The 25,904-nt window shown below is 50.9% G+C and carries 25 protein-coding genes and 1 pseudogene; 20 read left to right on the top strand and 6 right to left on the bottom strand.

Features of this window, described 5'->3' with window-relative positions:
- The first annotated feature begins 46 nt into the window (after positions 1-46).
- The 4 genes from ACLD4F_RS17600 (at position 47) to ACLD4F_RS17585 (ending at position 4,084) form a co-directional block, all read left to right on the top strand.
- Positions 47-1,405 carry a PTS galactitol transporter subunit IIC gene (locus ACLD4F_RS17600; protein WP_000997825.1) on the top strand — a complete coding sequence of 453 codons (1,359 nt, stop codon included), beginning with the start codon at positions 47-49 and terminating at the stop codon, positions 1,403-1,405.
- Positions 1,398-2,882 carry an FGGY-family carbohydrate kinase gene (locus tag ACLD4F_RS17595; protein WP_001113555.1) on the top strand — a complete coding sequence of 495 codons (1,485 nt, stop codon included), beginning with the start codon at positions 1,398-1,400 and terminating at the stop codon, positions 2,880-2,882. The genes ACLD4F_RS17600 and ACLD4F_RS17595 overlap by 8 nt, the downstream gene beginning before the upstream one ends.
- A gap of 62 nt (positions 2,883-2,944) precedes the next feature.
- Positions 2,945-3,805: a class II aldolase gene (locus ACLD4F_RS17590; RefSeq protein ID WP_079944082.1), complete on the top strand. Its 861-nt coding sequence runs from the start codon at positions 2,945-2,947 to the stop codon at positions 3,803-3,805.
- 9 nt (positions 3,806-3,814) lie between these two features.
- Positions 3,815-4,084, top strand: coding sequence for an HPr family phosphocarrier protein (locus ACLD4F_RS17585; protein WP_000621026.1), 270 nt, complete (start codon positions 3,815-3,817; stop codon positions 4,082-4,084).
- Between the two features lie 90 nt (positions 4,085-4,174).
- Here ACLD4F_RS17585 and ACLD4F_RS17580 read toward each other — a convergent pair whose 3' ends face one another.
- Positions 4,175-4,498 (bottom strand): helix-turn-helix domain-containing protein, encoded by a 324-nt coding sequence (locus tag ACLD4F_RS17580; protein WP_021000920.1) that lies wholly within the window; start codon positions 4,496-4,498, stop codon positions 4,175-4,177.
- A pseudogene (locus tag ACLD4F_RS17575) lies at positions 4,482-4,841 on the bottom strand (type II toxin-antitoxin system RelE/ParE family toxin). The gene ACLD4F_RS17580 and the pseudogene ACLD4F_RS17575 overlap by 17 nt, the downstream one beginning before the upstream one ends.
- Positions 4,842-5,056: 215 nt before the next feature.
- Between ACLD4F_RS17575 and nepI the strand changes: the two are divergent.
- On the top strand, positions 5,057-6,250 hold the full coding sequence (gene nepI / locus ACLD4F_RS17570; protein ID WP_411010958.1) for a purine ribonucleoside efflux pump NepI: 1,194 nt from the start codon (positions 5,057-5,059) through the stop codon (positions 6,248-6,250).
- A 58-nt stretch (positions 6,251-6,308) separates the two neighbouring features.
- Here the strand turns inward: nepI and ACLD4F_RS17565 are convergent, their stop codons facing one another.
- Positions 6,309-7,691, bottom strand: a complete 1,383-nt coding sequence (locus tag ACLD4F_RS17565) for a glycoside hydrolase family 1 protein (RefSeq protein WP_001270471.1) — start codon at positions 7,689-7,691, stop codon at positions 6,309-6,311.
- Between the two features lie 105 nt (positions 7,692-7,796).
- Complete coding sequence (locus ACLD4F_RS17560; protein WP_000824212.1) at positions 7,797-8,090, bottom strand: YicS family protein; 294 nt, start codon at positions 8,088-8,090, stop codon at positions 7,797-7,799.
- Between the two features lie 196 nt (positions 8,091-8,286).
- On the opposite strand from ACLD4F_RS17560, the gene dagR reads away from it, so the two are divergent.
- The 8 genes from dagR (at position 8,287) to ACLD4F_RS17520 (ending at position 16,985) form a co-directional block, all read left to right on the top strand.
- Positions 8,287-11,085, top strand: coding sequence for a transcriptional regulator DagR (gene dagR, locus ACLD4F_RS17555; RefSeq protein WP_080095200.1), 2,799 nt, complete (start codon positions 8,287-8,289; stop codon positions 11,083-11,085).
- 218 nt (positions 11,086-11,303) lie between these two features.
- Positions 11,304-11,729 carry a PTS sugar transporter subunit IIA gene (locus tag ACLD4F_RS17550; RefSeq protein ID WP_000214106.1) on the top strand — a complete coding sequence of 142 codons (426 nt, stop codon included), beginning with the start codon at positions 11,304-11,306 and terminating at the stop codon, positions 11,727-11,729.
- 10 nt (positions 11,730-11,739) lie between these two features.
- Entirely contained in the window at positions 11,740-12,225 is a 486-nt protein-coding gene (locus tag ACLD4F_RS17545; protein ID WP_001284295.1) for a PTS system mannose/fructose/N-acetylgalactosamine-transporter subunit IIB, read from the top strand.
- 145 nt (positions 12,226-12,370) lie between these two features.
- The gene (locus ACLD4F_RS17540; protein WP_000380259.1) at positions 12,371-13,120 is read left to right on the top strand and encodes a PTS mannose/fructose/sorbose/N-acetylgalactosamine transporter subunit IIC; all 750 of its coding nucleotides are present in this window, start codon (positions 12,371-12,373) and stop codon (positions 13,118-13,120) included.
- Positions 13,117-13,977, top strand: a complete 861-nt coding sequence (locus tag ACLD4F_RS17535) for a PTS system mannose/fructose/sorbose family transporter subunit IID (protein WP_001526325.1) — start codon at positions 13,117-13,119, stop codon at positions 13,975-13,977. The genes ACLD4F_RS17540 and ACLD4F_RS17535 overlap by 4 nt, the downstream gene beginning before the upstream one ends.
- A 3-nt stretch (positions 13,978-13,980) precedes the next feature.
- Positions 13,981-15,090: a D-glucosaminate-6-phosphate ammonia lyase gene (gene dgaE, locus ACLD4F_RS17530; RefSeq protein WP_058107971.1), complete on the top strand. Its 1,110-nt coding sequence runs from the start codon at positions 13,981-13,983 to the stop codon at positions 15,088-15,090.
- Positions 15,077-15,820, top strand: coding sequence for a 2-dehydro-3-deoxy-phosphogluconate aldolase (gene dagF, locus ACLD4F_RS17525; RefSeq protein ID WP_001186146.1), 744 nt, complete (start codon positions 15,077-15,079; stop codon positions 15,818-15,820). Before dgaE ends, dagF begins: the two co-directional genes overlap by 14 nt.
- A 235-nt stretch (positions 15,821-16,055) precedes the next feature.
- Complete coding sequence (locus ACLD4F_RS17520) at positions 16,056-16,985, top strand: Rpn family recombination-promoting nuclease/putative transposase (protein WP_053445625.1); 930 nt, start codon at positions 16,056-16,058, stop codon at positions 16,983-16,985.
- Positions 16,986-17,027: 42 nt separating this feature from the next.
- Here ACLD4F_RS17520 and ACLD4F_RS17515 read toward each other — a convergent pair whose 3' ends face one another.
- On the bottom strand, positions 17,028-17,930 hold the full coding sequence (locus ACLD4F_RS17515) for an EamA family transporter (RefSeq protein WP_000535970.1): 903 nt from the start codon (positions 17,928-17,930) through the stop codon (positions 17,028-17,030).
- 506 nt (positions 17,931-18,436) lie between these two features.
- On the opposite strand from ACLD4F_RS17515, the gene ACLD4F_RS17510 reads away from it, so the two are divergent.
- The 5 genes from ACLD4F_RS17510 (at position 18,437) to cigR (ending at position 22,873) form a co-directional block, all read left to right on the top strand.
- A complete protein-coding gene (locus ACLD4F_RS17510) occupies positions 18,437-19,132 on the top strand; it encodes an MgtC family protein (RefSeq protein WP_000392692.1) in 696 nt (231 codons plus the stop codon).
- Positions 19,133-19,352: 220 nt separating this feature from the next.
- The gene (gene mgtA / locus ACLD4F_RS17505) at positions 19,353-22,079 is read left to right on the top strand and encodes a magnesium-translocating P-type ATPase (RefSeq protein ID WP_411010957.1); all 2,727 of its coding nucleotides are present in this window, start codon (positions 19,353-19,355) and stop codon (positions 22,077-22,079) included.
- Positions 22,080-22,100: 21 nt separating this feature from the next.
- Complete coding sequence (gene mgtR / locus ACLD4F_RS17500) at positions 22,101-22,193, top strand: protein MgtR (protein ID WP_001082118.1); 93 nt, start codon at positions 22,101-22,103, stop codon at positions 22,191-22,193.
- 12 nt (positions 22,194-22,205) lie between these two features.
- Positions 22,206-22,292 (top strand): magnesium transporter protection protein MgtU, encoded by an 87-nt coding sequence (gene mgtU, locus ACLD4F_RS17495; protein WP_252515021.1) that lies wholly within the window; start codon positions 22,206-22,208, stop codon positions 22,290-22,292.
- Between the two features lie 101 nt (positions 22,293-22,393).
- Positions 22,394-22,873 (top strand): anti-virulence regulatory inner membrane protein CigR, encoded by a 480-nt coding sequence (gene cigR, locus ACLD4F_RS17490; RefSeq protein ID WP_001065322.1) that lies wholly within the window; start codon positions 22,394-22,396, stop codon positions 22,871-22,873.
- A 162-nt stretch (positions 22,874-23,035) separates the two neighbouring features.
- On the opposite strand, the gene ACLD4F_RS17485 is transcribed toward cigR, so the two are convergent.
- Positions 23,036-23,716 (bottom strand): isochorismatase family protein, encoded by a 681-nt coding sequence (locus tag ACLD4F_RS17485; protein ID WP_000106461.1) that lies wholly within the window; start codon positions 23,714-23,716, stop codon positions 23,036-23,038.
- Positions 23,717-24,500: 784 nt separating this feature from the next.
- Here ACLD4F_RS17485 and ACLD4F_RS17480 point away from each other — a divergent pair.
- Both ACLD4F_RS17480 and ACLD4F_RS17475 read left to right on the top strand, forming a co-directional pair.
- Complete coding sequence (locus tag ACLD4F_RS17480) at positions 24,501-25,358, top strand: transcriptional regulator (protein ID WP_001278062.1); 858 nt, start codon at positions 24,501-24,503, stop codon at positions 25,356-25,358.
- A 10-nt stretch (positions 25,359-25,368) separates the two neighbouring features.
- Entirely contained in the window at positions 25,369-25,833 is a 465-nt protein-coding gene (locus ACLD4F_RS17475; RefSeq protein WP_079981675.1) for a hypothetical protein, read from the top strand.
- Positions 25,834-25,904: the final 71 nt, after the last annotated feature.

Raw genomic sequence — 25,904 nt, 5'->3', positions numbered from 1 at the left:
CAGGCGCTAACGCGAGGTCTGGTCACATCTGAATAAGAGGTCGGATATGAATGATATAGCACATACTCTCTATACCGTTGTGCAATATGTCCTGGGGTTTGGCCCAACGGTTTTATTGCCGCTGGTCCTTTTTTTCCTGGCATTGTTCTTCAAAGTAAAACCCGCTAAAGCACTTCGCTCATCGTTAATTGTCGGAATAGGGTTTGTCGGAATTTATGCCATCTTTGACATACTTACCAGCAACGTAGGCCCGGCTGCACAGGCAATGGTTGAGCGAACTGGTATTAGCCTTCCTGTTGTCGATTTAGGCTGGCCACCATTGGCCGCAATTACCTGGGGCTCACCAATCGCACCCTTTGTCATTCCACTGACGATGCTGATTAATGTCGCCATGCTGGCCCTGAATAAGACACGTACTGTTGATGTCGACATGTGGAACTACTGGCACTTTGCCCTGGCTGGAACGCTGGTTTACTACAGCACAGGGAGTTTTGTTTTGGGTCTGTCCGCAGCCGCTATTGCCGCGATCGTGGTTCTCAAACTGGCGGACTGGTCAGCGCCATTAGTGGCAAAGTACTTCGGTCTGGAAGGTATTTCACTTCCGACCCTGTCATCTGTCGTCTTCTTTCCAATTGGATTGCTGTTCGACAAAATTATCGACAAGATCCCTGGTGTTAACCGTATTCATATTGATCCGGAAAACGTTCAGAAAAAAATGGGAATCTTCGGCGAGCCTATGATGGTGGGTACTATTCTGGGGGTCTTGTTGGGCATCATTGCCGGGTATGACTTTAAACATATCCTGTTGCTGGGGATCAGCATTGGCGGTGTCATGTTCATTCTTCCGCGTATGGTACGAATTTTGATGGAAGGTTTATTACCTCTGTCTGAAGCCATTAAGAAATATTTGAATGCCAAATATCCTGGCCGTGATGATCTCTTTATCGGACTGGATATCGCGGTAGCAGTAGGTAACCCAGCCATTATATCTACAGCACTGATTCTGACACCCATCTCTGTCTTTATTGCATTCCTTCTTCCTGGCAATAAAGTCCTGCCACTCGGAGACCTTGCGAACCTGGCAGTCATGGCTTCCATGATTGTACTGGCATGTCGTGGCAATATTTTCCGGGCTGTGATAACCGCAATTCCTGTTATTGTCGCCGACTTGTGGATTGCGACCAAAATTGCGCCATTTATTACCGGTATGGCTAAGGATGTCAATTTCAAAATGGCTGAGGGGTCAAGTGGTCAGGTATCAAGCTTCCTTGATGGCGGTAACCCCTTCCGTTTCTGGCTGCTTGAAATATTCAACGGAAATATTATTGCTATCGGGCTGATTCCTGTGCTTGCGCTGGTTATTTATGGTGTTTTTCGCCTGACAAAAGGAACGGTTTATGCCTGATTACCACGCAGCGCTTGTCATTGACATTGGCACAACTAACTGCAAAGTCAGCTGTTATTCCTGTCATGACGTGTCAGTTCTGGAAGTCCGCAAGTTTCCGACGCCAACAATATTGTCGGACAAATGCGAGGTAGATTTCGATATCGAAGCGCTGTGGCAGGCACTGCGACTGGTAATGGCTGAACTGGTGGCTTCAGTACCGTTTCCGGTAAAAAATATCAGTATTGCGAGTTTCGGTGAGTCTGGCGTCTTTGTGGATAAGGAGGGCGTCATTCTTACCCCGATGCTGGCCTGGTATGATCGACGTGGTGAATCTTATCTCTCGTCATTAAGCAAGGCAGAGGCTGAAGAACTGTATTCTATAACGGGATTGCCACCTCACAGTAATTACTCAGCATTTAAAATGAGATGGTTGCTTGATAATTACTCCTTGCATGAAAGAAAAGATATCTGCTGGTTACATGCACCAGAAGTGTTGTTGTGGCGAATGACAGGTGCGAAAAAGACGGAAATATCCCTGGCCAGTAGAACGTTGTGTCTGGACATTGCTCGCCGTACCTGGTCTCGTAATGCTGCCGGGATTCTCGGCATACCGTTCGGTGTACTGGCTCCGTTGATAAAGCCAGGTGAAGTGGCCGGATGGATGACGGCAACGCTTAGAGAGGAATTGGGCTTCTCTCATGAGGTAAAAGTCACACTCGCTGGACACGATCATATGGTCGGTGCCCGCGCATTACAGATGCAACCGGGCGATGTGCTGAATTCTACCGGCACGACAGAGGGTATTTTACTGCTGAATACACAGCCAACGCTTGATGTGCAGGCTCGCAGGAATAAGCTGGCAAATGGTTGTTACTCCGATGGTGAATTTTTCACGCTTTTCGCTTCTCTGCCTGTCGGCGGTTATGCGCTTGAATGGGTGAAAAAAACCTTTCGTTTAACTGATAAGGAAATAAGCACAGGCCTGGAAAAAGTCATGGAGCAATACCTCAAACCTTCCTGGTCTGTCGAGCATGTGCCGGTATTTATTCCTCATTTGCGGGGCTCGGGTTCGCCAAATAAAAATCGGCACACTCGTGGCCTGCTTTTTGGTCTGACGGATTCACTTCCTCCGGAGTCTCTGCTTGAGAGTGTCTTTATTGGCCTGGCGATGGAGTTTGCACACTGTCACGGGTGTTTTAATATCCCGGCGGGCAGGACAGTAAAAGTCATTGGCCCTGCGGTGAAAAACCCATACTGGCTCCAGTTGAAGGCTGACATCCTCCAGTGTCCAATTGAGGCCATTGCTTTTGATGAAACCGTCTCCCTTGGAGCATTGTTGATAGCCTGTCCGAATGTTGTCCCCCCGACTGTTCCTGTGGCTGAGCGATATTTTCCTGACGCGGTTCGTTCTGCAAAGTTGAAAATATATCAGCAGCAATGGCTGTCATTTTACCAATTTAAACTGCGGCAAGAAGGGGCGCTTATTGGTGAATAACTGTGATAACTCAATAGTTCGATAATTTACTTACACTGCTCACATAAATATCTGGAGTTAATATGCCTTTAGTCAATGGTAGGATCCTGCTCAATTGTATTCAGGAAAAACATGTCCTTGCGGGGGCATTTAATACAACGAACCTGGAGACAACAATTTCCATTCTTAATGCAATAGAACGTTCCGGATTGCCCAATTTTATTCAAATTGCTCCTACTAATGCACAGCTTTCAGGTTACGATTACATTTATGAAATAGTTAAGCGACATGCCGACAAAATGGATATTCCTGTCAGCCTGCATCTGGATCATGGGAAAACTCTGGAAGATGTTAAGCAGGCTGTCCGGGCCGGATTTACCTCAGTAATGATTGATGGCGCGGCGCTACCGTTCGAAGAAAATATTGCATTTACCCGAGAAGCTGTCGATTTCTGTAAATCATTTGGTGTTCCCGTCGAAGCGGAATTAGGCGCTATTCTGGGTAAGGAAGATGATCATGTCAGCGAGGCTGACTGCAAAACTGAACCTGAGAAGGTTCAGCGCTTTGTTGAGGAGACAGGGTGCGACATGCTGGCAGTGTCAATTGGTAATGTACATGGTCTTGAAGATATCCCACGCATTGATATCCCGCTATTACAACGCATCGCGTCTGTCAGTCCGGTACCTTTGGTTATTCATGGAGGTTCTGGTATTGACGTGGATATTCTTCGCAGCTTTGTTAATTACAAAGTAGCCAAAGTGAATATTGCGAGTGATTTGCGCAAAGCCTTTATTACTACTGTTGGTAAGGCTTGGGTAAATAATAACAACGAAGCTAATCTGGCGCGTGTCATGGCGAACGCAAAACAGGCAGTTGAGGATGATGTTTATTCTAAAATTAAGATGATGAATAAAAATCACTCAGCATTCCGCAAAGTCTCTTAAGGAAAATATATGATTAGACAAAAAGTACGCGTTATGAACAGTACGGGGCTTCATGCGCGGCCAGCCGCTACACTTGCGAAAATTGTCAAAAAATACCAGTCTTCATTAACGCTAGTTAATAATGACAAAGAAATTCCCATTAAAGGAATGATGAGTATTTTGGGGGCTGGCGTAAAGGGAAACACAATGATTGATTTAATCTGTGATGGACAGGATGAACTGGCTTTTATGGATGAATTAAAATCTGCATTTGCTGATGGCTTTGGTGAGTCAGTATAGTGCAATTCCCATCAAACGGCGCAGGAAGTTGTAGAGGCTTCCTGCACTCATGATCGTATGAATAGCCTTAACAGACCATCGGTAAAACCCTCATACCAGCACCTTTAGCCCGTGTTTTTGGACAACATTAAGTAGTTTCAGTGAGATCCCGCTGGGGCGCTTGGCGCCGCTTTCCCACTTTTGAACCGTTGATACGCTGGTATTCAGGTACCGAGCGAAAACCGGCTGGCTAACGTTGAGTTCTTCTCGTAACGCTTTTATTTCAAGTGGCTGCAGGTCTTTGATGCTGCTTAAGCAGGCCGTGTCAAAACTACGCATTGTCTCCTGGGGAATGGCATCCACGCTAAATAATCCAGATGCCGCGCTATGAATCGCTTCAAAGGCAGGGCTTTTGAATTTAGTTTTTGCTGACATGGCGCACCTCTACCAGTTCTTTGTTATTAATGAGTGCCGTTATCTGATCTTCGGTCAGGCAAGCATAGTGTTTTGCTAACTCACGGAAACCCGCGAGTTCGCGATAGCTAATGTTGGCCATATCCTGTTTGGCATACAGGAAGGTGTAAAACCAATGCTCGCCTCCCTTTGCCTACACGATTGCGCGATCGCGATTTTGATTGAGACGTTTTTTATAAACTCCGCCGCCAAGATTATCTGCTTTTCCTTGCAGTACGGCGTTGATGGCCTCGCTTAACTCGTCATCTTTTATCGTGTGGGACTTCGCTTCTCTGTTAAACCACCTGGTTTTGAAGATTCGCATCAGGTTGACATCCTGTAATCTAAAGTATAGCACCAGGTGATACACTATGTCTTACCTTTTGGTTTTGCACGCAGCGAGAGAAGATAATTCTCAACGCTCGACCAGCCTCGCAAAATGCAGCGCAACAATGTCAGTTGCTAAAACGTTAATCAGATCACATTTTGTAATGTTACACTGCGTGGATTTTCCGCACTAAAACGACGCAGGTAACCACAATGAATGAAAATATCGCAGAAAAATTCCGCGCTGATGGGGTTGCCAGGCCTAACTGGTCAGCCGTTTTTGCCGTGGCGTTTTGTGTCGCCTGCCTGATTACCGTTGAGTTTTTGCCCGTTAGTCTGTTGACGCCGATGGCGCAGGATCTGGGGATCTCCGAGGGCGTCGCCGGTCAGTCGGTCACCGTTACGGCGTTTGTCGCGATGTTTTCCAGCCTGTTCATTACCCAGATTATTCAGGCGACCGACAGGCGTTATATCGTTATTCTGTTCGCCGTTTTGCTGGCGGCTTCTTGTCTGATGGTCTCCTTTGCCAACAGCTTTACGCTGCTATTGCTGGGCCGCGCCTGTCTTGGGTTGGCGCTGGGCGGATTCTGGGCAATGTCGGCGTCGCTGACCATGCGACTGGTTCCCGCGCGTACCGTGCCGAAAGCGCTGTCGGTGATTTTTGGCGCGGTCTCCATCGCGTTAGTGATCGCCGCGCCGCTGGGCAGTTTTTTGGGCGGTATTATTGGCTGGCGTAATGTCTTTAACGCCGCTGCGGTGATGGGCGTACTGTGCGTCATCTGGGTGGTGAAATCACTGCCGTCGCTGCCGGGCGAACCTTCTCACCAGAAACAGAATATGTTTAGCCTGTTGCAACGCCCTGGCGTGATGGCCGGGATGATCGCCATCTTTATGTCTTTTGCCGGGCAGTTCGCTTTCTTTACCTATATTCGCCCGGTCTATATGAATCTGGCGGGCTTTGACGTTGATGGTCTGACGCTGGTGTTGCTCAGTTTTGGTATTGCCAGCTTCGTTGGCACTTCTTTCTCATCTTATGTCCTGAAACGTTCGGTAAAACTGGCGCTGGCCGGTGCGCCGCTGCTACTGGCGCTGAGCGCGCTGACGCTCATTGTGTGGGGGAGCGACAAAACCGTGGCGGCGGCAATAGCGATTATCTGGGGACTGGCGTTTGCGCTGGTGCCGGTGGGATGGTCAACGTGGATCACTCGTTCCCTTGCCGATCAGGCGGAAAAAGCCGGTTCCATCCAGGTCGCGGTGATTCAACTGGCAAATACCTGTGGCGCGGCGGTGGGCGGTTATGCGCTCGACAATTTCGGGCTGCTTTCGCCGCTGGCGCTTTCCGGCGGACTGATGCTGTTGACGGCGTTAGTCGTGGCGGCGAAAGTCCGTATTACGCCAATGAGTTGATATTGCGCCATTTGTAGGCCGGATACGACGTTAGTCGTTATCCGGCAATAATAAACGCTTAATCAAAACCGTTATGCTCTGCGGTGGCGGCAAACCATTCTCCGCTTTTTTTCACCGTGCGCGTTTGGGTGGCTAAATCCAGTTGTACAAAACCATAGCGATTTTTATAGCCGTTCAGCCATGACCAGTTATCGATAAAGGTCCACATGTGGTAGCCAAGACAGTGACAGCCCTCGCTAATGCCTTTATGCAGCCATTTAAGATGCTCAGAGATAAAGTCAATTCGGTAATCATCGTGAATCTGTCCCGCTTGCACAAAACGCTGCTCGTTCTCAACGCCCATCCCGTTTTCGGAGATAAAACAGCGCGGATTGCCGTAATTATCCCGTAGGTTGGTGATGATGTCGTAAATTCCTGGCGCGTAAATTTCCCAGCCGCGGTAAGGGTTCATCTTGCGCCCCGGCATGTCGTAATAGTCAAATAACCATTCCGGCATAAACGGCGCTTGCGGATTCACCGCCGTATCACGGCATTTCACGCGGCGCGGCTGATAATAGTTAATCCCCAGTAAATCGATTTTGCCGTCGGCAATAAGCTGACGGTCGCCTGGCTGACAGGCAGGCAGCTGGTCATAGGTTTTCAGCAGCGCCACCAAGTCCGCCGGGTATTCTCCCTTTAATACCGGGTCAAGAAAACTGCGGTTGAATAACAGATCCGCATGATGCGCGGCTTGCACATCGGCGGGATGCTGCGAGCGTGGGTAGGACGGCGTCAGATTCAGCACCACGCCGATTTCACCGTCGTAGCGCCCGGCGCGCCAGGCGCGCACGGCGGTCGAGTGCGCCAGCACGGTATGGTACGCCACGGTGGCCGCACGTTTAAAATCCACCACATTGGGATAGTGGAAGTCGTACAAATAGCCGCCTTCCACCGGCACAATCGGCTCATTAAAGGTAAACCAGTGCTTCACGCGGTCGCCAAACAAGGTAAAACACGTTTGCGCGTACCGACCAAACGCCTCTACGACGTCGCGATTTTCCCAGCCGCCTTTCTCCTGCATGACCATCGGCATATCAAAATGGAACAGCGTAATAAACGGCGTGATGCCCTGCGCCAGTAGCTCGTCGATGACGTGATTGTAGAAGCTCACCGCTTGTGGATTCACCTCGCCTACGCCGTCTGGAATGAGCCGCGCCCAGCTTAGCGAGGTGCGAAAACTGTTATGTTTTAACTGTTTCAGTAGCGCGATGTCTTGCTTCCAGTGGCGATAGAACGTTGAGGTTTCCGCTGGACCGACGCCCTGGTGAAAACGATCAGGCTGGCGCTCGAACCACACATCCCACGTGGTCTGGCTTTTACCGCCATTCAGACTATCCCCTTCGGTTTGCAACGCTGAGCAGGCGCTGCCCCACCAGAAGTTATCGGGAAAACGGTATCGCATTGTCGTACTCCTTGATCGCGTAAATTCGCTCCAGAATACGCGGTTTTGGCGAACAGAAACCGGTTACAGTCCGCATTTTCGCGACCAAAAAACGGAAAAGGTGTGCTACATCTCCGGGCATTCCACCTTGCCGAGAGCCTGCCAGTAGTTATGCTGATTGTTGCGCTCTATCGCGATCATCGCCTCCCGGATATGCTGCTGGTTCCCCTCGCTCGCCATGATTTTTTTCTCCCAGGCTTCATCGGTTAGCGCGCCTTTGGGCGTACACATTTTGCGCAAATCCTTTAAAATCGTATTTTTTTCATGCGCCGACTGGAGCGAGCTAAACGGAGAGTCGGCATACGTGACGCCAGGTAGCGCGACAAGCGCGGCAATAAGCAGAAGCGTTTTTCGTTTCATAAACGGTATCCTTATCGGTTTGCACTTTTTCAAGAGTAAGTGTAGACCGTGCGACGTTCACTCATCGGGGCGTGCTATCCGTTGGCGTTGAAGTCAGGCAAAAGTGGGAAGGCGGTTTCTCGCTGCGCCTTCACTTTCTTGCGTGGCAGAATAGTGTATGTTCTGAACACTCTTTTATTTCGTAAGCGGTAGTGTAATGAGACGTATTGAGATCGTACTGGGAGAGCTGGAACGGCTGACGCGCGGGCTATGCCTTGCCGATTTGGCGCAGGAGACGGCGTTTACGGCGGAGGCGATAGGTTTCAATCTTGGGCTGGCGCGTAACTCCGTCAGCAAAGATCTCAATCAGTTATGGAATGACGGCCTGGCAATCAAAAGCCGTGGCCGCCCGGTCTATTTTTTGCATCGCCAGGCGCTGGAAACGTTGCTGGGACGACAGCTGGAAGAGTCTGAACGCGAGGTGCGGTCGGTGGCGGATGTGCTGCCGCATGAAGAGCATTATGCGCCCGACGATCCGTTTACCAGCCTGATTGGTTACGATCGCAGCCTGCGCGATGCGGTAGAAAAAGGCCGTGCGGCGGTGCTCTATCCGCACGGTTTACACGTTCTGCTTACCGGACCGTCCGGCGTCGGTAAAACCTTTTTTGCGGAACTGATGCACCGTTTCGCCTGTGAACAGGCGAGCGGCGCTATCCCGCCGCTGGTCTACTTTAACTGCGCGGAATACGCCCATAACCCGGAACTGCTCTCCTCGCATCTGTTTGGTCATCGGCAGGGGGCGTTTACCGGTGCGAATGAACATAAAACAGGCCTTGTGGAGCAGGCGGACGGTGGTTATCTGCTGCTGGACGAGGTGCACCGTCTGTCTTATGAAGGGCAGGAAAAGCTGTTCTCTATTCTGGATAAAGGCGAGTACCGTCCGCTCGGCGTGAGCAGCCAGCCGCGATCAATTGCGGTACGCCTGATTTGCGCCACTACCGAGCCGGTCGGGTCGGCGCTGTTACGTACTTTCCAGCGGCGTATTCAGGTATGCATTGATTTGCCGGGCATTCGCCAGCGCTCCGTTGAAGAACAGATCGAACTGATCGTGGGGTTCTTACAGCGGGAAAGCCGCAAAATAGAACGTACGGTCAGCATTGATAAACCGTTGTTGCTCTGGTTGCTGAATAAACCCCTGGAAGGCAATATCGGCCAGCTAAAAAGCGATATTCAGTTTCTTTGCGCTCAGGCGTGGGCATCGGGAATGACCGAGCATAACGACACGCTACAGCTGGATAAACGGCTGGCGGAGATGTCGGTTAACCCGACGCCGGAACAGCGTCTATTGGTGGATACTCTGTTTGACGGTAAAGCGCGGCTAAATATAGACGCGCGCACGCTGCCCGCATTGAAGACGTCGCTGGCGACCGGGGCAGAAATTGAAGAGAGCGACCTCTTTTACAGCTTCCTGACGCGCGAATATGTTAATTTGCGCAACAGTAACGTCCCCCCGGCGGAGACGCTGGCGATCCTGAAAAATAAACTCAGCTCGATTTTTGAATACGGTCTCTACAGCCGCGACAGCGTGGCGCATCCGCCGCGCTATGGCGACCAGATTGAAGAGCGCGTGACGCTGCTGATTGGCTGCGTAGAGCAGGTGTTGGGTTTTTCGCTGCCGGAAAATCTGGTTAACCCACTGCGTAAACACTTCCTGGCGCTGATAGGCTACGTGCAGCGCGGCCTGATCCCGCAGCTTTACTCTTCCAGTTTGATCCTGGATCGCTGCAAAGACGAATATGACAACGCCACGCTGCTGTGTCGGAAAATCAACGAACTGCTGCATATTCAGTGTCCGGCGACGGAAGTGGTCTGGCTATGCCTGTTCCTGAAAGAGTGCCGCCATTATCGTCAGCGTATCGATGCCAGCCCCGACTGCGGGGTCATTTTGATCGCCCACGGCGCGACCACCGCCACCAGCCAGGCGCAATATGTCAACCGCGTGCTGGAGCGCGAGCTGTTCAGCGCCATCGACATGCCGTTTGAACAGTCGGTGCATGACACGCTGGAAACGCTGACCCAAATGATTCAAACCCGCCAATATCGGCGGCTTATCCTGTTGGTGGACATCGGTTCATTGATCCATTTCGGCAGTACGATCAGTAAGTTATTCCAGATAGATGTTTTGCTCATGCCGAACATCACGCTGACCAGTCTGCTGGAAGTCGGGCTGGATTTAAGCTATGAAACCAGTGACTTACCACAGTTGACGGCGCTCCTGCAGAGTAAAAATATCCCCTGCCAGCTTTGTACGCCGCAGCAGGAGAACGGCGGCAAAGTGCTGGTCATCTCCTGTATTACCGGCATGGGAACGGCGGAAAAAATCAAAAAGGTGCTGGAGGAGAGCTTTGGCGAACTGATGTCGCAGGACACCAGGATGGTGATCCTTGATTATAACGAGGTACGAAGTCTGGAGCGCGTTCAGCAGGCATTGAATGCCAGCGAGCGGCTGGCGGGGATTGTCGGCACTTTCCAGCCGGGGCTGCCGGATATTCCGTTTATTTCGCTGGAAGAGCTTTTCTCCGAACAAGGGCCGGAACTGGTGTTGAGCCTGTTAACGCCCGATCTGTCCAACGCTGAACGCCGTCTGGAGATGGAGCGCAGCGCCATGCGCTTTATCAGCGCGCTAACGATGGAGAGCATCATCAACCATATTTCTGTGCTTAACCCGCAGCGTATTCTGAAAGAGATGGAGGGCGTTTTTAACCATCTGACGTCTTCGCTTTCCCTGAAACCAAGCCGCCAGGTGACACTGCGCTTCCTGATCCACTGCTGCTGTATGGTAGAGCGTATTGTGATTAACCGTAAACCGTTACAGATGGCGCTGGAAAGTCAGCCGAATCTGGACGCGCGCGCGTTTAGTGTCATCAAATCCGCTTTTCTGCCCATCGAAGACGCCTACGCCATCCGTTTATCGGATGCGGAATATTTTTATATCTACGAACTGCTCTATAGCTAATCCTTTTACTGGCGGGGCTTCGCGCCTCGCCAGACCTTTCTTCTTCCTCGCGTGACACAAATTCTGGCACAACCTTTGCTCTTCTGATGATGCGTTATGCCGGATAGCGGCGTAAACGCCTTATCCGGCCTACCAGGAGTGTTCTGTAGGCCCGGTAAGCGCAGTGCCACCGGGCAATATATGCCGGTGTTCTCATGTAATTGCGCCAGGAGGCCATTTTGACTACCACACAACCGTTGCCCCACATCCTGCTGCTGACGCATGGCGGCTGGGGACAACCGCTTTGCAACAGCCTGCGTATGGTCACGGGCGAAATTAAAGGCGTGACGGAAATCGCGCTAATGCCTGTCGATACGCTGGGCGAGTTTTATCAACGCGTCGAGGCCGTGGTGAAAACGCTGCCGGAAGGCTCGCTGATCCTGACGGATTTTGTCGGCGGCACGACATCCAACGTCGCGGCGCGACTAAGCGCCGATTATCCGGTGGCGGTGATTGCCGGACTGAATGCGTCGCTACTGCTGGAGGCGCTGGACAGGCGCGAACAAGGGATGCTAACCGCCTGCGTGGATGAGTTAGTTGAGGCCGGGCGCAGTAGCTGCCTGGATGTGGTCGCCCATGTACGTCAGCTACAACAATCACTCTAAGGAAAACATCATGGCCAATATCGTTTTATGCCGCATCGACAGCCGTCTCATTCATGGGCAGGTTGTCACGAAGTGGGTCGGACAATCTCAGGCGAACCGGATAGCCGTTGTGAGTGATGAACTGGATGCCGATCCGTTTATGAAAAATATCTACCTGATGGCCGCGCCGCCAAATATCAAAGTGGATTGCTTCGGCAACCAGAGTTTTGCCGCCGCATGGAAAGAAAATCAGCTTGGCGACGGTAACGTGCTGGTGCTTTTTCCCTCACTGGCGGCGGTGCAGGACGCCATACAACTGGGCTTTGACGTCACCCGCATTCAGGTTGGCGGTCTCGGCGGCGGGCCAAACCGCAAAGCGGTTTTTCAGAATATTACGCTGGATGAAAAAGACGTCGGCATTCTTAACGACCTGAAAAACCGTGGCGTTCAGGTATTTTTCCAGACCATTCCGGAAGATAAGCCGCAGCCGCTCGACGATATCCTGAAAAAATTCTAACCCTTTAATAGACACAAAATCATTCTGGATGCATCGAGGCGGCAACTGAGTGAATCCCCTGGAGCTTACTAAAGTAAGTGACTGGGGTGAGCGAAGGCAGCCAACAAAGAGGCAGCCTGAAGGATGAAGTGTATAGGATAACACTATGGATACCTTACTCTTTGCAAGCCTGATGGGGTTGTATTACTGGTTTGCCCGTTTACGCCTCGGCTACACCTTCTCCGCGATGCTGTTACAACCGGTGGTGATCGCGGTATTTGTCGGGCTTTTGCTTGGCAATATGCAGACCGCGATGATCATCGGCGCAGGGATGCAGCTCGTTTATTTGGGCGTGACCTCAACGCCGGGCGGCAACGTGCCGTCGGATCCGGCGCTGGCGGCCTGTATCTCCATTCCTATCGCGGTGAAGGCCGGTATGGACCCAAACCTGGCGATCGCGCTGGCAATCCCGTTTGGCGTGATTGGCGTGTTTCTCGATCAGCTTAGGCGCACGCTGAACGCCGCCTGGGTGCATATGGCGGATAAACACGCGGAAACGGCAAACATGGCGGGCATCATGCGTTGCGCCTTTCTTTACCCGGCATTGCTGGGGCTGGTGCTGCGCTTCCCGGTGGTCTTTGCCGCTAACTACTTTGGCCAGGATGTGGTGGAAAGTTTCCTTAAACTGATGCCGCACTGGTTAACCCACTCCTTTGAAATCATGGGCGGCATTCTGCCGGCGCTGGGCTTTGCCATCACCATTATGGTGATCGGTAAAAAGAGCCTGTTGCCGTGGTTTATCGGCGGGTTCTTCGCGGTGTTGTATCTCAAGGTCGACATCATGGCGATGGCCATCTTCGGCACCTGTGTCGCCTTCCTGATTAAAGGCCTGGCGAAAAATGAAGGAGCAGCATGATGAGCAGTGACGTAATGCAACATGAACTGGTTGAGCGCGCGCGGGAAAGCGGGGCGCTGACCAAAGCAGATATCACCAAAGCCTGGTTTATCTACTGGCTGGGCGCCGAGGTTTCCAGCTCCTATGAGCGCTTACAAAGCCTGATTTTCTGCGCCTCGATGACGCCGATCATCAAAAAACTTTACCCACAAAAAGAGGAGCAGGTAGAAGCGCTAAAACGCCACCTTAACTTCTTTAACTCCGAACAGACCTTCGGCGCGGTGATTCAGGGCATCTCTATTGCCATGGAAGAACAAAAAACGCGCGGCGAGCCGATTAACGACTCGTCTATTACCGGCATTAAAACGGGCCTGATGGGGCCGCTTGCCGGGATGGGTGACTCGATTATCTGGGCGGCGGTGATGCCGCTGTTGATAGCGATCTTTATTCCGTTCGCGGCAAATGGCAGCGCGATGGGCGGTATTATTCCGCTGATTCTCTACCCGGCGATCACCCTGGCGATCAGCTACGGCATGGTCCACAAGGGATATACGCTGGGGCGTGATTCGATTATCGGCCTGCTGCAAGGGGGGCGAATCAAAGAACTGATCTACGGGGCCAACGTGCTGGGTTTGATCATGATGGGCGCGCTTTCCGCCAGCTACGTCAAAATCACCACGCCGTTAAAAATTAGCGCTTTGAAAGGATCTGAAGTGGTGGTTCAGCAGATCCTCGACTCTATCGCGCCGGGCTTACTGCCACTGGCGGCGGTATTCGCCATCTACTTCTATCTGGTAAAAAAAGGGCCGCGCTACACCACCATTTTGCTGTCGATTGTCGCACTGAGCATAGTCTGTTCGTTGTTGGGAGTGCTGTAAATCATGACGCCGAATATCTATCAACAACTGGGGTTGAAAAAGGTCATTAACGCCTGCGGCAAAATGACCATTCTGGGCGTCTCAAGCGTCGCGCCGGAGGTCATGCAGGCCACCGCGCGCGCGGCTTCCGCTTTCGTCGAGATTGATGCGCTGGTGGAAAAAACCGGCGAACTGGTATCGCGCTATACGGGTGCTGAAGATAGCTATATCACCTCGTGCGCCTCGGCGGGTATTGCCATTGCCGTCGCTGCCGCTATCACCCACGGCGATCGGGCGCGCGTCGCCCTGATGCCGGACAGTACCGGTATGGCCAATGAGGTAGTGATGCTGCGCGGGCATAATGTGGACTACGGCGCGCCAGTCACCAGCGCCATTCGTCTTGGCGGCGGGCGCATAGTGGAAGTGGGGTCGAGCAATCTGGCGGCCCGCTGGCAACTGGAAAGCGCCATTAATGAAAAGACCGCCGCGCTACTCTATGTGAAATCACACCATTGCGTACAGAAAGGCATGTTGAGCATTGACGATTTTGTACAGGTGGCGCAGGCCAACCACCTGCCGTTGATTGTCGATGCCGCCGCCGAAGAGGATTTGCGCGGCTGGGTGGCGAGCGGCGCGGATATGGTTATCTACAGCGGCGCGAAAGCCTTTAATGCGCCAACCTCCGGCTTTATCACCGGGAAGAAACAGTGGATTGCCGCGTGTAAAGCGCAGCACCAGGGGATTGCCAGGGCGATGAAAATCGGCAAGGAAAACATGGTTGGGCTGGTGTATGCGCTGGAGAATTACCACCAGGGCCAGACGACCGTGACCGCAGCACAGTTACAGCCGGTCGCGGAAGCGATTTCCGCCATCCATGGACTTTATGCCGATATCGAACAGGATGAGGCCGGGCGTGCAATCTGGCGTATTCGTGTGCGGGTGAACGCATCTGAATTGGGGCTGAATGCGCAGGACGTCGAAGCGCAGTTGCGCGGCGGCGAGATAGCGATTTACGCCCGCAAATATCAGCTTCATCAGGGGGTTTTTAGCCTCGATCCACGCACGGTAGCCGAAGGGGAAATGGCATTGATTGTGGCGCGACTCAGGGAGATTGCAGAACATGCAGCAGATTAATTTTTATCGTCAGCGGGTAGCGATTAACGTGCTGGCAAAGGATATCGCCAACGCGAAGGCTATCTATGAAGCCGCCGAAGGCCATGCGGTCATTGGCGTACTTTCCGCGCAGTTCGCTACGGTAGAAGAGGGCGTGCCGGAGGTGAAACGCTGGATGGCGGAGGTGCCGTCTATCTCAGTGGGTCTGGGCGCAGGCGACCCGGCGCAGTACTACAAAGCGGCGATGATTGCCGCCCATACTCACCCGGCCCATGTCAACCAGACCTTTACCGGCAGCGGCTTCGCAGCGGGCGCACTGGCGGCGACAGGCGGCGAGCAAACACATATTAACGCCCTGGTCAGCCCGACGGGAACGCCTGGCGAGGTGGTGATTTCTACCGGCGTCAGCAGCAGCCAGGGAACGCCAGCCCGCGTTTCCTGTGAAGCGGCGGTACGCATGATGCAGGATATGGGCGCACATGCGGCGAAGTTTTTCCCGATGGGCGGCGAAAAGTCGTTACCGGAACTCTATGCGCTGGCGACAACCGCCGCCCGCCACGGCATGACGCTCATCGAGCCGACCGGCGGTATCTCACTGGATAATTTCGGTATTATCCTGCAAACCTGCCTGGAAGCAGGCGTGCCGCGCGTCATGCCGCATGTTTACAGCTCGATTATCGATCCGCAAACCGGCAATACGCGCCCCGAAGACATCATTCGGTTGATGGAGATAGTCAAAGCGCTGGTGTGAGATTTATCGCCGAAGAGCGCTGCGTTTACCTGGCCTACAGATGACGTGTATTTGTAGGCCCGGTTAGCGTTGCGCTACCGGGCGATAATGCGTAGCAGGCTGGGCAAAAATGTACGTATTGCAGCCGTCAGTGATTCCCTTTCGAGCCTCCTCGCAGGGTTAAATTTTCCTGAATGCTGTCTGTATTTTTGGCGAGTACAGTGGCGTCATCTTATGCCTCAGGTGACGGATCGCCATGAAAAAAAGTCCCACGTCCACGCCTCATGATGCGGTATTCAAAACGTTTTTACGCCATCCGGATACCGCGCGGGATTTTCTCAATATTCATCTTCCCCATTCGCTAAGAATACGTTGCGATCTGACGACGTTGAAACTGGCGCCAGACAGTTTTATCGAGAAAAATTTACGCGCGTTTTATTCCGATGTCCTTTGGTCGCTAAAAACGTGTGAAGGCGACGGTTATATCTATGTCGTTATAGAGCATCAGAGTACGCCGGACGCGCATATGGCGTTCCGGTTAATGCGTTACGCGACTGCCGCGATGCAGCGCCATCTGGATGCTGGCCATAAAACGTTACCGCTGGTGATTCCCATGCTGTTTTACCATGGCGCGAAAAGCCCGTATCCCTTTTCGCTGTGCTGGCTGGATGAGTTTGACGATCCTGCACTGGCGCGTCAGCTTTATGCGACGGCATTTCCACTGGTAGACATTACGGTGGTGCCGGATAACGAGATCATGCAGCATCGACGTATCGCGATGCTGGAGCTGGTACAAAAGCATATACGTCAGCGCGACCTGATGGGATTGGTCGAGCGCTTAGCGGTACTTCTGATTACGGGAAACGCTAATGACAGTCAGCTAAAAGCGCTGTTTAATTATTTGCTAATACAGCATGGCAGCACGCCTCGTTTTGGCAAGTTTATCCGCGAGGTGGCGCGTCGTGTTCCCCAACACAAGGAGAGATTAATGACGATCGTAGACAGAATACGTGAATCGGGGCGCAGAAAAGGTAAGCGTGAAGGCGTGCAACAAGGTATACATCAAGGTAAGCAGGAGGAAGCCTTGCGTATTGCGCATACGATGCTGGAACAGGGGATAGATCGGCAGATGGTGCTGATGATTACCGGGCTTTCTGACGAAGAGATTAAGGCAAAGCGCCATTAAACTTTTCCCTCTTCCGCCCGGTCATCGTGATTATCAACGGCGTTAAGCGGCCCGCGCGCGTCGACGGGAATCGAGGGAGATCAGAATCACTGACGAGAGAATGAGCAGCGTGCCCAGCCAGTCCGGCAAGGTAAAACTAATCCCCAACAGCAGTAGCGACAGCAGGGCGCTGCTTAACGGTTCCGCGCAGCTTAAAATGCTGGCTTTGGGGCCACCAATCAGTTGCGCGCCTTTCAAATACAGGCTGAACGTCAGCGACGTACCGATCACCACAAGGTAGAAAAAGGCCAGAATCAGGCTGCCGCTCACCGCAAAGTGCGTTCCTTCTTTAGCGTAGAAGGGCAGCAGAATAAGGCCGCCAAAGGACATACTCCAGCCGACTACTGGCAGCGTGCCGTATTGGGCGATTAGCCTGGAAGGCCAGGTCGTATAAAAGGCGGCGGCAAATGCGGAGGCGATACCCCAGAACAGCGCGCCTGAAGAGATCGACAGCGATGTTGGATTGCCGTGAGTCACCAGTAAAAAGGTGCCGATAAGCGATGTAAGAATGGCGGTTAAGACCAGAATGCCTGGTCGTGTTCTTCGCGCTAATGCAAACCACGCCACAATAATGGTCGGCGATAAAAATTGCAGCACTGTCGCGGTGGCGGCATTGGATTTTTCAATCGTAAGCAGGAAGGTTAGCTGAACGGTGAGCGCGCCCACCACGGAGAAAATCAGCAGACTCAGGGCATCTTTGCGGTTTTTAAGAATCGAAAATATCTTATCGCCGTGCATAAAGGAGAAGGTCACCAGTATCAGCCCGGCGAATAATAAACGTATCATCGTCAGGAACTGTGACGACATACGGCTTTGCTCCATGATGTACTGCGCGCAAACACCTGAACTCCCCCACAATACGGCGGCAATCAGGACGTTTAGCATCCCTTTTCTGGTGGAACCCATTTTTTCCTCGTCATGTTGTTTTATTTTTTTACGTGCAGGCATCATAACAGAGCTATCGCCAGCATTAAGCAGGAATTTATTGTTTAATGATTTCAGACGAGCCTGTTATTGACATAATATTGTCATTTTTTTGTCATAGGAAAATATCAAACAAACTTAAACAAATCGTCACTATCCCCGCCTTTGCACTTTACAGAACATATTGACTGACTATAATAAGCGCAAATTCATGCAGGAGTAATATGTTGGACAGTCACTTTTACGTAAATCATCTGGCAAGTTAACGCACGCTATTCCTGCGCTGCTTGCCGAACCGGTGGGCAGCAATCTCCCCTTGTGACGATTGTCATCCCAATAATGTTACAACACGCGCATTGTCGCGAGGTAATCGTCATGTTCATGTTTAAACACGCTTTATTTCCTCCGCCGTTAACACGACGCTAATTGCCTCAGGGCAGAAATTTGTCGTGTGCTAAATATAGCACGTACTTATTCTTCCAGAAAAAATGGAGGAACGTATGTTAATGTTTCCTTATATTTTGAATTTACTGGCCGCTATGCTGTTGGGCGCGCTGATTGGCGCGGAAAGACAATGGCGTCAACGTATGGCGGGATTACGCACTAATGCGCTGGTGGCGACAGGCGCCGCCGTTTTTATTCTGAGCTCCATGACGACATCGCCAGACAGCCCCGGGAGAATTGCGGCGCAGATTGTCTCTGGTATTGGCTTTCTGGGGGCGGGTGTCATCATGCGCGAAGGGATGAATGTGCGCGGACTGAACACTGCGGCAACGCTATGGTGTTCGGCGGGCATCGGCGTGTTATGCGGTTTAGGGCAGTTCAAAAATGCGCTGGCGGCGACGATCATTATTCTTTGCGCCAATATTTTATTGCGTGAAGCGGCGCAGCGTATAAATCAACTCCCGATATCCGCTGAGGAAGAAAAACGTTATATCCTGAAAGTAACCTGTAATAAAGAAGATGAGAGCGCGGTTCGTCAGTGGTTACTGAATATCGTAAAAGAGGCCGCGATCTGTTTACAAGGGTTAGGTTCGGTCCCCGCTCAGGAACAGGGCTATAAAGAAATTCGTGCCGAGCTCGTGGGTCATGCTGATTATCGTAAAACGCGAGAGCTGATTATATCCAGAATAGGTGATAACGATAATATCACCGCAATTCACTGGAGCATTGATAGTCAATAATAGTTTTTTATTCAATTGCAACATTACGCCAGGCGTATAAGGAGGGAATGATGGATATTCCCGAGTCGATAAAATAAAACCCACTCAAAATAGTGAGTAAGCAATAACTCTTTTTTATGCATAGATAATTCTCCCGGGGCATTCACCTTCAAATCGTGAGTTCGCTATTCCCTGGGCGTGATATGCAGGAAACACTACACCTTAATTTTGGGGATTCATCATGACTGACATGAACATTGAAAACCGGAAAATCAATCGCCCGGCGTCAGAAAATGATAAGCAGCATAAAAAAGTATTTCCGATCGAAGCGGAAGCTTTTCATAGCCCGGAGGAGACACTGGCGCGGCTGAACAGCCATCGTCAGGGCCTCACGATAGAAGAGGCTGGCGAACGGTTGAAAGTGTATGGGCGCAATGAAGTGGCGCATGAGCAAGTTCCTCCGGTGCTGGTTCAGCTTCTGCAGGCATTCAATAACCCGTTTATTTACGTTCTGATGGCACTGGCAGGGGTCAGTTTCATCACGGATTACTGGCTCCCGTTACGCCGTGGCGAAGAGACCGATCTCACCGGCGTGCTGATTATTCTGACGATGGTCAGTTTGAGCGGGTTATTGCGTTTCTGGCAGGAGTTTCGCACTAACAGAGCAGCACAGGCGCTGAAAAAGATGGTTCGCACCACCGCCACGGTGTTGCGTCGTGGGCTGGGCAATATAGGCGCGGTGCAGGAAGAGATTCCCATTGAAGAACTGGTGCCGGGCGATGTGGTTTTTCTGGCCGCAGGCGATCTGGTGCCCGCCGACGTCCGACTGCTGGCGTCGCGCGATCTCTTTATCAGTCAGTCAATTCTTAGTGGTGAATCATTACCCGTAGAAAAATACGATGTTATGGCTGATGTGGCAGGTAAAGACAGCGAGCAATTGCCTGACAAAGATAAAAGCCTGTTAGATTTGGGCAATATCTGTCTGATGGGAACCAATGTAACCAGCGGCAGAGCGCAAGCGGTCGTGGTTGCGACGGGAAGCCGTACCTGGTTCGGCTCGCTGGCGAAATCCATTGTGGGTACGCGTACCCAGACGGCTTTCGATCGTGGAGTCAACAGCGTGAGCTGGCTGTTGATACGCTTTATGCTGATCATGGTGCCGGTTGTCCTGCTGATCAATGGGTTCAGTAAGGGAGACTGGGTAGAGGCTTCGCTGTTCGCGCTGGCGGTTGCGGTGGGGTTGACGCCGGAAATGTTGCCCATGATTGTCAGTTCCAACCTGGCAAAAGGCGCGATTGCGATGTCGCGGCGCAAAGTGATCGTCAAGCGCCTGAACGCTATTCAAAACTTCGGAGCGATGGATGTGTTGTGTACAGATAAAACCGGCACCTTAACCCAGGACAATATTTTTCTGGAGCATCATCTGGATGTGAGCGGTGTAAAAAGCAGCCGGGTATTGATGCTGGCTTGGCTGAATAGTAGCAGCCAGAGCGGCGCCCGGAATTTGATGGATCGCGCCATACTGCGTTTTGGCGAGGGTCGCATCGCGCCATCGACAAAAGCGCGCTTCGTTAAACGCGATGAACTGCCATTCGACTTTGTACGTCGCCGGGTATCGGTCCTGGTGGAGGATACGCAGCATGGAGACAGATGCCTGATCTGCAAAGGCGCTGTTGAAGAGATGATGATGGTAGCCACCCATCTTCGCGAAGGCGATCGTGTGGTGGCGCTGACGGAAACACGCCGCGAGCTGCTGCTGGCGAAAACCGAAGATTACAATGCGCAGGGATTCCGTGTATTGCTGATAGCGACACGTAAGCTGGATGGTTCCGGGAACAATCCGACATTAAGTGTGGAGGATGAGACCGAACTTACCATCGAAGGGATGCTCACTTTTCTCGATCCGCCGAAAGAGAGCGCCGGAAAAGCGATTGCCGCGTTGCGGGATAACGGCGTGGCGGTCAAAGTCCTCACCGGCGATAATCCGGTCGTGACGGCGCGTATCTGTCTGGAAGTGGGTATTGATACGCACGATATCCTGACCGGAACCCAGGTTGAGGCGATGTCAGATGCCGAACTGGCGTCTGAAGTGGAGAAACGCGCAGTATTCGCCCGGCTGACGCCGTTACAAAAAACGCGTATTTTGCAAGCGCTACAGAAAAATGGTCATACCGTTGGTTTTCTTGGGGATGGGATCAACGACGCGCCCGCGCTTCGTGATGCGGATGTGGGGATTTCCGTCGATAGCGCCGCCGATATTGCTAAAGAGTCATCAGATATTATTCTGCTGGAAAAAGATCTCATGGTGCTTGAGGAAGGCGTCATCAAAGGGCGGGAAACCTTTGGCAATATCATTAAATACCTGAATATGACCGCCAGCTCTAATTTCGGCAATGTTTTTTCGGTACTGGTAGCCAGCGCGTTTATTCCGTTTCTGCCGATGCTGGCGATTCATCTGTTGATCCAGAATTTGATGTACGATATTTCGCAGTTGTCGTTGCCGTGGGACAAAATGGATAAAGAGTTCCTGCGTAAGCCGCGGAAATGGGACGCGAAAAATATTGGTCGTTTTATGCTATGGATTGGCCCAACGTCTTCTATTTTCGATATCACAACCTTTGCGTTGATGTGGTACGTCTTTGCGGCTAATAACGTAGAGGCGCAGGCGCTCTTTCAGTCCGGCTGGTTTATTGAGGGTCTGCTCTCGCAGACACTGGTCGTGCATATGCTAAGGACGCAGAAAATACCGTTTATCCAAAGTCGGGCGACGTTGCCGGTATTATTGACGACCGGCTTGATTATGGCGATAGGCATTTATATTCCATTCTCACCTTTGGGTGCGATGGTTGGACTGGAGCCGCTGCCGCTGAGCTACTTCCCGTGGTTGGTGGCGACATTATTGAGCTACTGTCTGGTGGCGCAAGGCATGAAGCGCTTTTATATCAAACGCTTTGGCCAGTGGTTTTAATGATGTTTGAGGATCGCCCAGATGAATCGCTCACCCGATAAAATCATCGCGCTGATATTTTTACTGATTAGCCTGTTGGTGTTGTGTTTAGCCCTCTGGCAAATCGTTTTATAACGAGGTGACGCCATGCAAAAAAGAGGGTTGGACAAAATTTTTTATCAGGTTGTCCTGATAGCAATCATCCTGATTTTACTGACTATCTGGATACGATAAGCTGCTGTTGGCGAGCCCCGCTTAAAATAAGAATCGATGTAGTTGTTCTTTTTATGGCGGGGCGCTATTTTCATGGTATCCCACATCAGAAGGGCAATATCATGAATAATCGTCGTGGTTTAACCGCCGTCCTGGCGACGTTGATTACGTTTTCCCTGAGCGCTACGCCTGTGCTGGCGAATCCGGGAAATGGCAATGGCGGCGGACATGGTAATAACGCGGCTAATCAGGGTAATAACGGTAACGGACATAAAGGAAATGCCGGGCAAAAAACGGAACACCGTAAAAATGGCGGTAAACCGGATCACGTCGAGTCGGACATTAGCTATGCTGTCGCCAGGCAACTGGCAGTGAATTTAGGGCTGACGGGTTATCAGTCTTTACCTCCGGGGATTGCGAAAAATCTGGCGAGAGGAAAACCGCTGCCGCCGGGAATCGCTAAAAAAACGGTGCCGGCGTCTATGCTGGGACAATTACCTTATTATCCGGGCTATGAGTGGAAAATCATTGGGGATAATCTGGTGCTGATCGCGCTCAGTACCGCGGTGGTCACGGCGATTATTAATGGCGTATTTGATTAAGAGCCTATCCCACCAGGCGTTATTGGCGCAGCCAGTTTGGACACGGACAGCGCGCAAAAACCGGAGCGTACACGTAGTACGTGAGGATTTTCTGCCCAGGTCCAAAATGGCAAGTAAAATAGCCCCATTAAATGGGGCTATTTAGTCTCTTCAGGGCGTTATTTATGCGCGTTGAGAATCCAGCAGTTCATTATTTTTTACTACTTCCTGCGCTTTGGTATAACTTTCAATCAGTAGCTGATAGGCCGGGAATATTTTGGTATATACATCCGCCCATTCTGCGGCATCTTCCCTATTCCAGGTACGTTGCAGCTCAGAGGCTACCGCCGCGGTATCCATTGGTACTACGCCCGCCTGCACCACGCGGGCCATCGTAATTTCCTGCGCCATTTTACTGTACGTGCCGGAGGCATCAATTACCGCAAATACCTTGTACCCTTCCGCGACGGCGCTGATGGCTGGAAAAGCCATGCAGACACTGGTAATAGTACCGGCGATGATCAGCGTTTTACGGCCTGTCGCTTTTACCGCTTGTACAAAATCGGCATTATCCCAGGCATTAATTTCCCCTTTACGCGCGACATATTGCGCGTGGGGTGCATTCGCATGGATTTCCGGAATCAGCGGACCATTTGGTCCCTGTGGTACGGATGCGGTAGTAATGACCGGCATATTGCATAAGGTAGCGATCTTAGCCAGCGCCGCGGCGCGCGCGCGTAATTCCGGCATCGGCATGTCGCCGACGGTCTGAAACAGGCCACTTTGGTGGTCAATCAGCAGCATTACTGCGTCGTTAGCATCAATGGCAGGGCGTTGACCGTTAAAATTCGCGGGTGTAGACATAATTCATTCCTTGTTGTTGCCTTTCACTGATAATCACTATCAGTGTTAAAGTCATTAATCGCCGGGGCGATTTCCGTTTTTAAGCTGATGACAGTAATCCGTTGCCGATCCTGGATTACCTTATTGAGTTCTTTCTGAAGGAATATTCATCGGCATCACCTTCAGTCGATTTACTTTCACGCGAATTTGTTATCACAACAATATTCATATTATGAATAAATGTTTCTATTTTACATGTCAGAGAGGATTATTGATTGAAAAAACAGGCTATATCCCTACAAATTGTTTCTGATAGATAGTTTTAAACTTATTTAGTATAAGTTTGAAATAGTTCAATTAAGAGTTAGCTTATTTATATTTAAATAACATAAAGCACAGCTTAAATATTAAGTGGGAAGCGTGTTGTTATTAAGTATGGCTACTGTAACTCTTAATAAATTGGAAACTATCCCTACATAACGAGTGCTGCTTTTTTGGATATTACAAGCCATTATAGAGAACACGTTCAATAAAACCCTGTCTTTCATATGATATAGATTTTCAGGATATATTTTCTCATGATTTATCTATGAGATATTAAAGCGTAGCGGCACAGTAAATTTGGCCACCTGATTAAAGGTGATATTCTCACCTCAATACAAAACAGGAGACTTAACGAACAAGAAAACCAAACGTACTTTCACTCCTGAGTCTGCTATAATGAGAAAAGCAGTGTCTACGCTTACCTGTTAATGTCTTATGCCTCTCGCTCTTCTATATGATCGGTATGTGCAGGGGACAATCCATGTCCTGCTACGCAGCCACAGCATCAGACTATACTCAGTGGTGTCTATTAACCCTCTCCAACTACGTTATGTTTTGGCATGGTAACAATGCGATGTTATGGATAATTAACGATAATATTGAATTTAATCCAGAAATGAATCGCCTGGCGTCATTATCGAGGCCAGATCTCAACATTATTCTGACAACGCCCGCCAGCCGCTGCTTGCGCCTTCTGCTGGAAAACGCCCCCTCCGTCGTCTCACAACAAACATTCTTTCAAAAAGTGTGGGAAGAAGACGGCATGGTGGTGTCGGCAAATACGCTTTATCAGAATATCTCCATTATTCGCCGCGGATTACGTACCGTTGGCGAAAATGAAGATACGCTGATAATCACGGTTCCGCGTAGAGGCTTTCAGATTGAGCCTGGTGTGAGCCTCATGACCATCCGCAAAGACTTCGCTCAGGCAATAGAAAAAAAGGGTGAGACGCCACCGCGTATGTCAGGGCGTTGGTTTAAACATTATGTACCTGTACTTTGGATGACCGGGACATTTGCTGTTGGTATTTTGCTTGGCACTATCAGCTGGCAAACCGTTCCCGATAAGGATTTTTACGATCGCTACACGCTGGTTGAAACAACTCAGGGCTGTCATTTTTTCTCGCGGAATGAAGATATCGAAAGCGGTAGCCGCTTTGCTAGCTATAAGTCAATGATTCTAAAAACCGGTATGGATTGTCAGAAATACCCATGGGTCTATTTCCCTTCCAGCAGTCGCACCCCAGCGGTTACGGCATTGATTTGTCAGCAACCTTATAAAACGCGCGGTGATACAGGCTGCGTGACGCTTTTTTTCCGCGGGGTGACACATGGGTAAAAAGGCACTGATGTTAGCCTGCCTGACGCTACTGTTTCTGGGAGTAGGGCTTGGGCATCTTTTTCATTTGTATACGGAAAAGAAGCGGGATCCAGAGAAATGTACGGCGCCTGTGATTGTGTTTTATAACAACACTCAGGCTAACCTGACGCTGGACTTTATGTATTCGCTGAAAAAACGTACCGGGGTGGTTTCCATCAGCGGAACGTATTACGTCGATAATAAAATGAGCGGCGTGATCCGCCGTGATGTTTCCTATGTATGGAGTGAAAATAAAGACAGTACCCATTTTATATCGACGGATATCAACAAAGTCACGCGTGACGAAACACTGTCCGATGCGGTTATCGAGACGGTTTTACCCGATTTTTATGTCTATCCAGGGAAAAGTATCAGTTACACCATCCTGACTCAGGGCCATCGTGGCTTTATGTTCACCATCGGGAAACGCCCGATATTTTTCTGTACACATTAAGCGGTTTTGGGAGCCGTTCATGAAACATATCAGCCAAATGAAAGCGCTTCCGGGTAAAAGCCGCTGAAGAT

Source organism: Salmonella sp. 741265050_HSA, assembly GCF_046569445.1.
Lineage (GTDB): Bacteria > Pseudomonadota > Gammaproteobacteria > Enterobacterales > Enterobacteriaceae > Salmonella > Salmonella enterica.
Note: the sequence above shows the minus strand (reverse complement) of the source record. Positions and strands in the feature narration are given on the sequence as shown.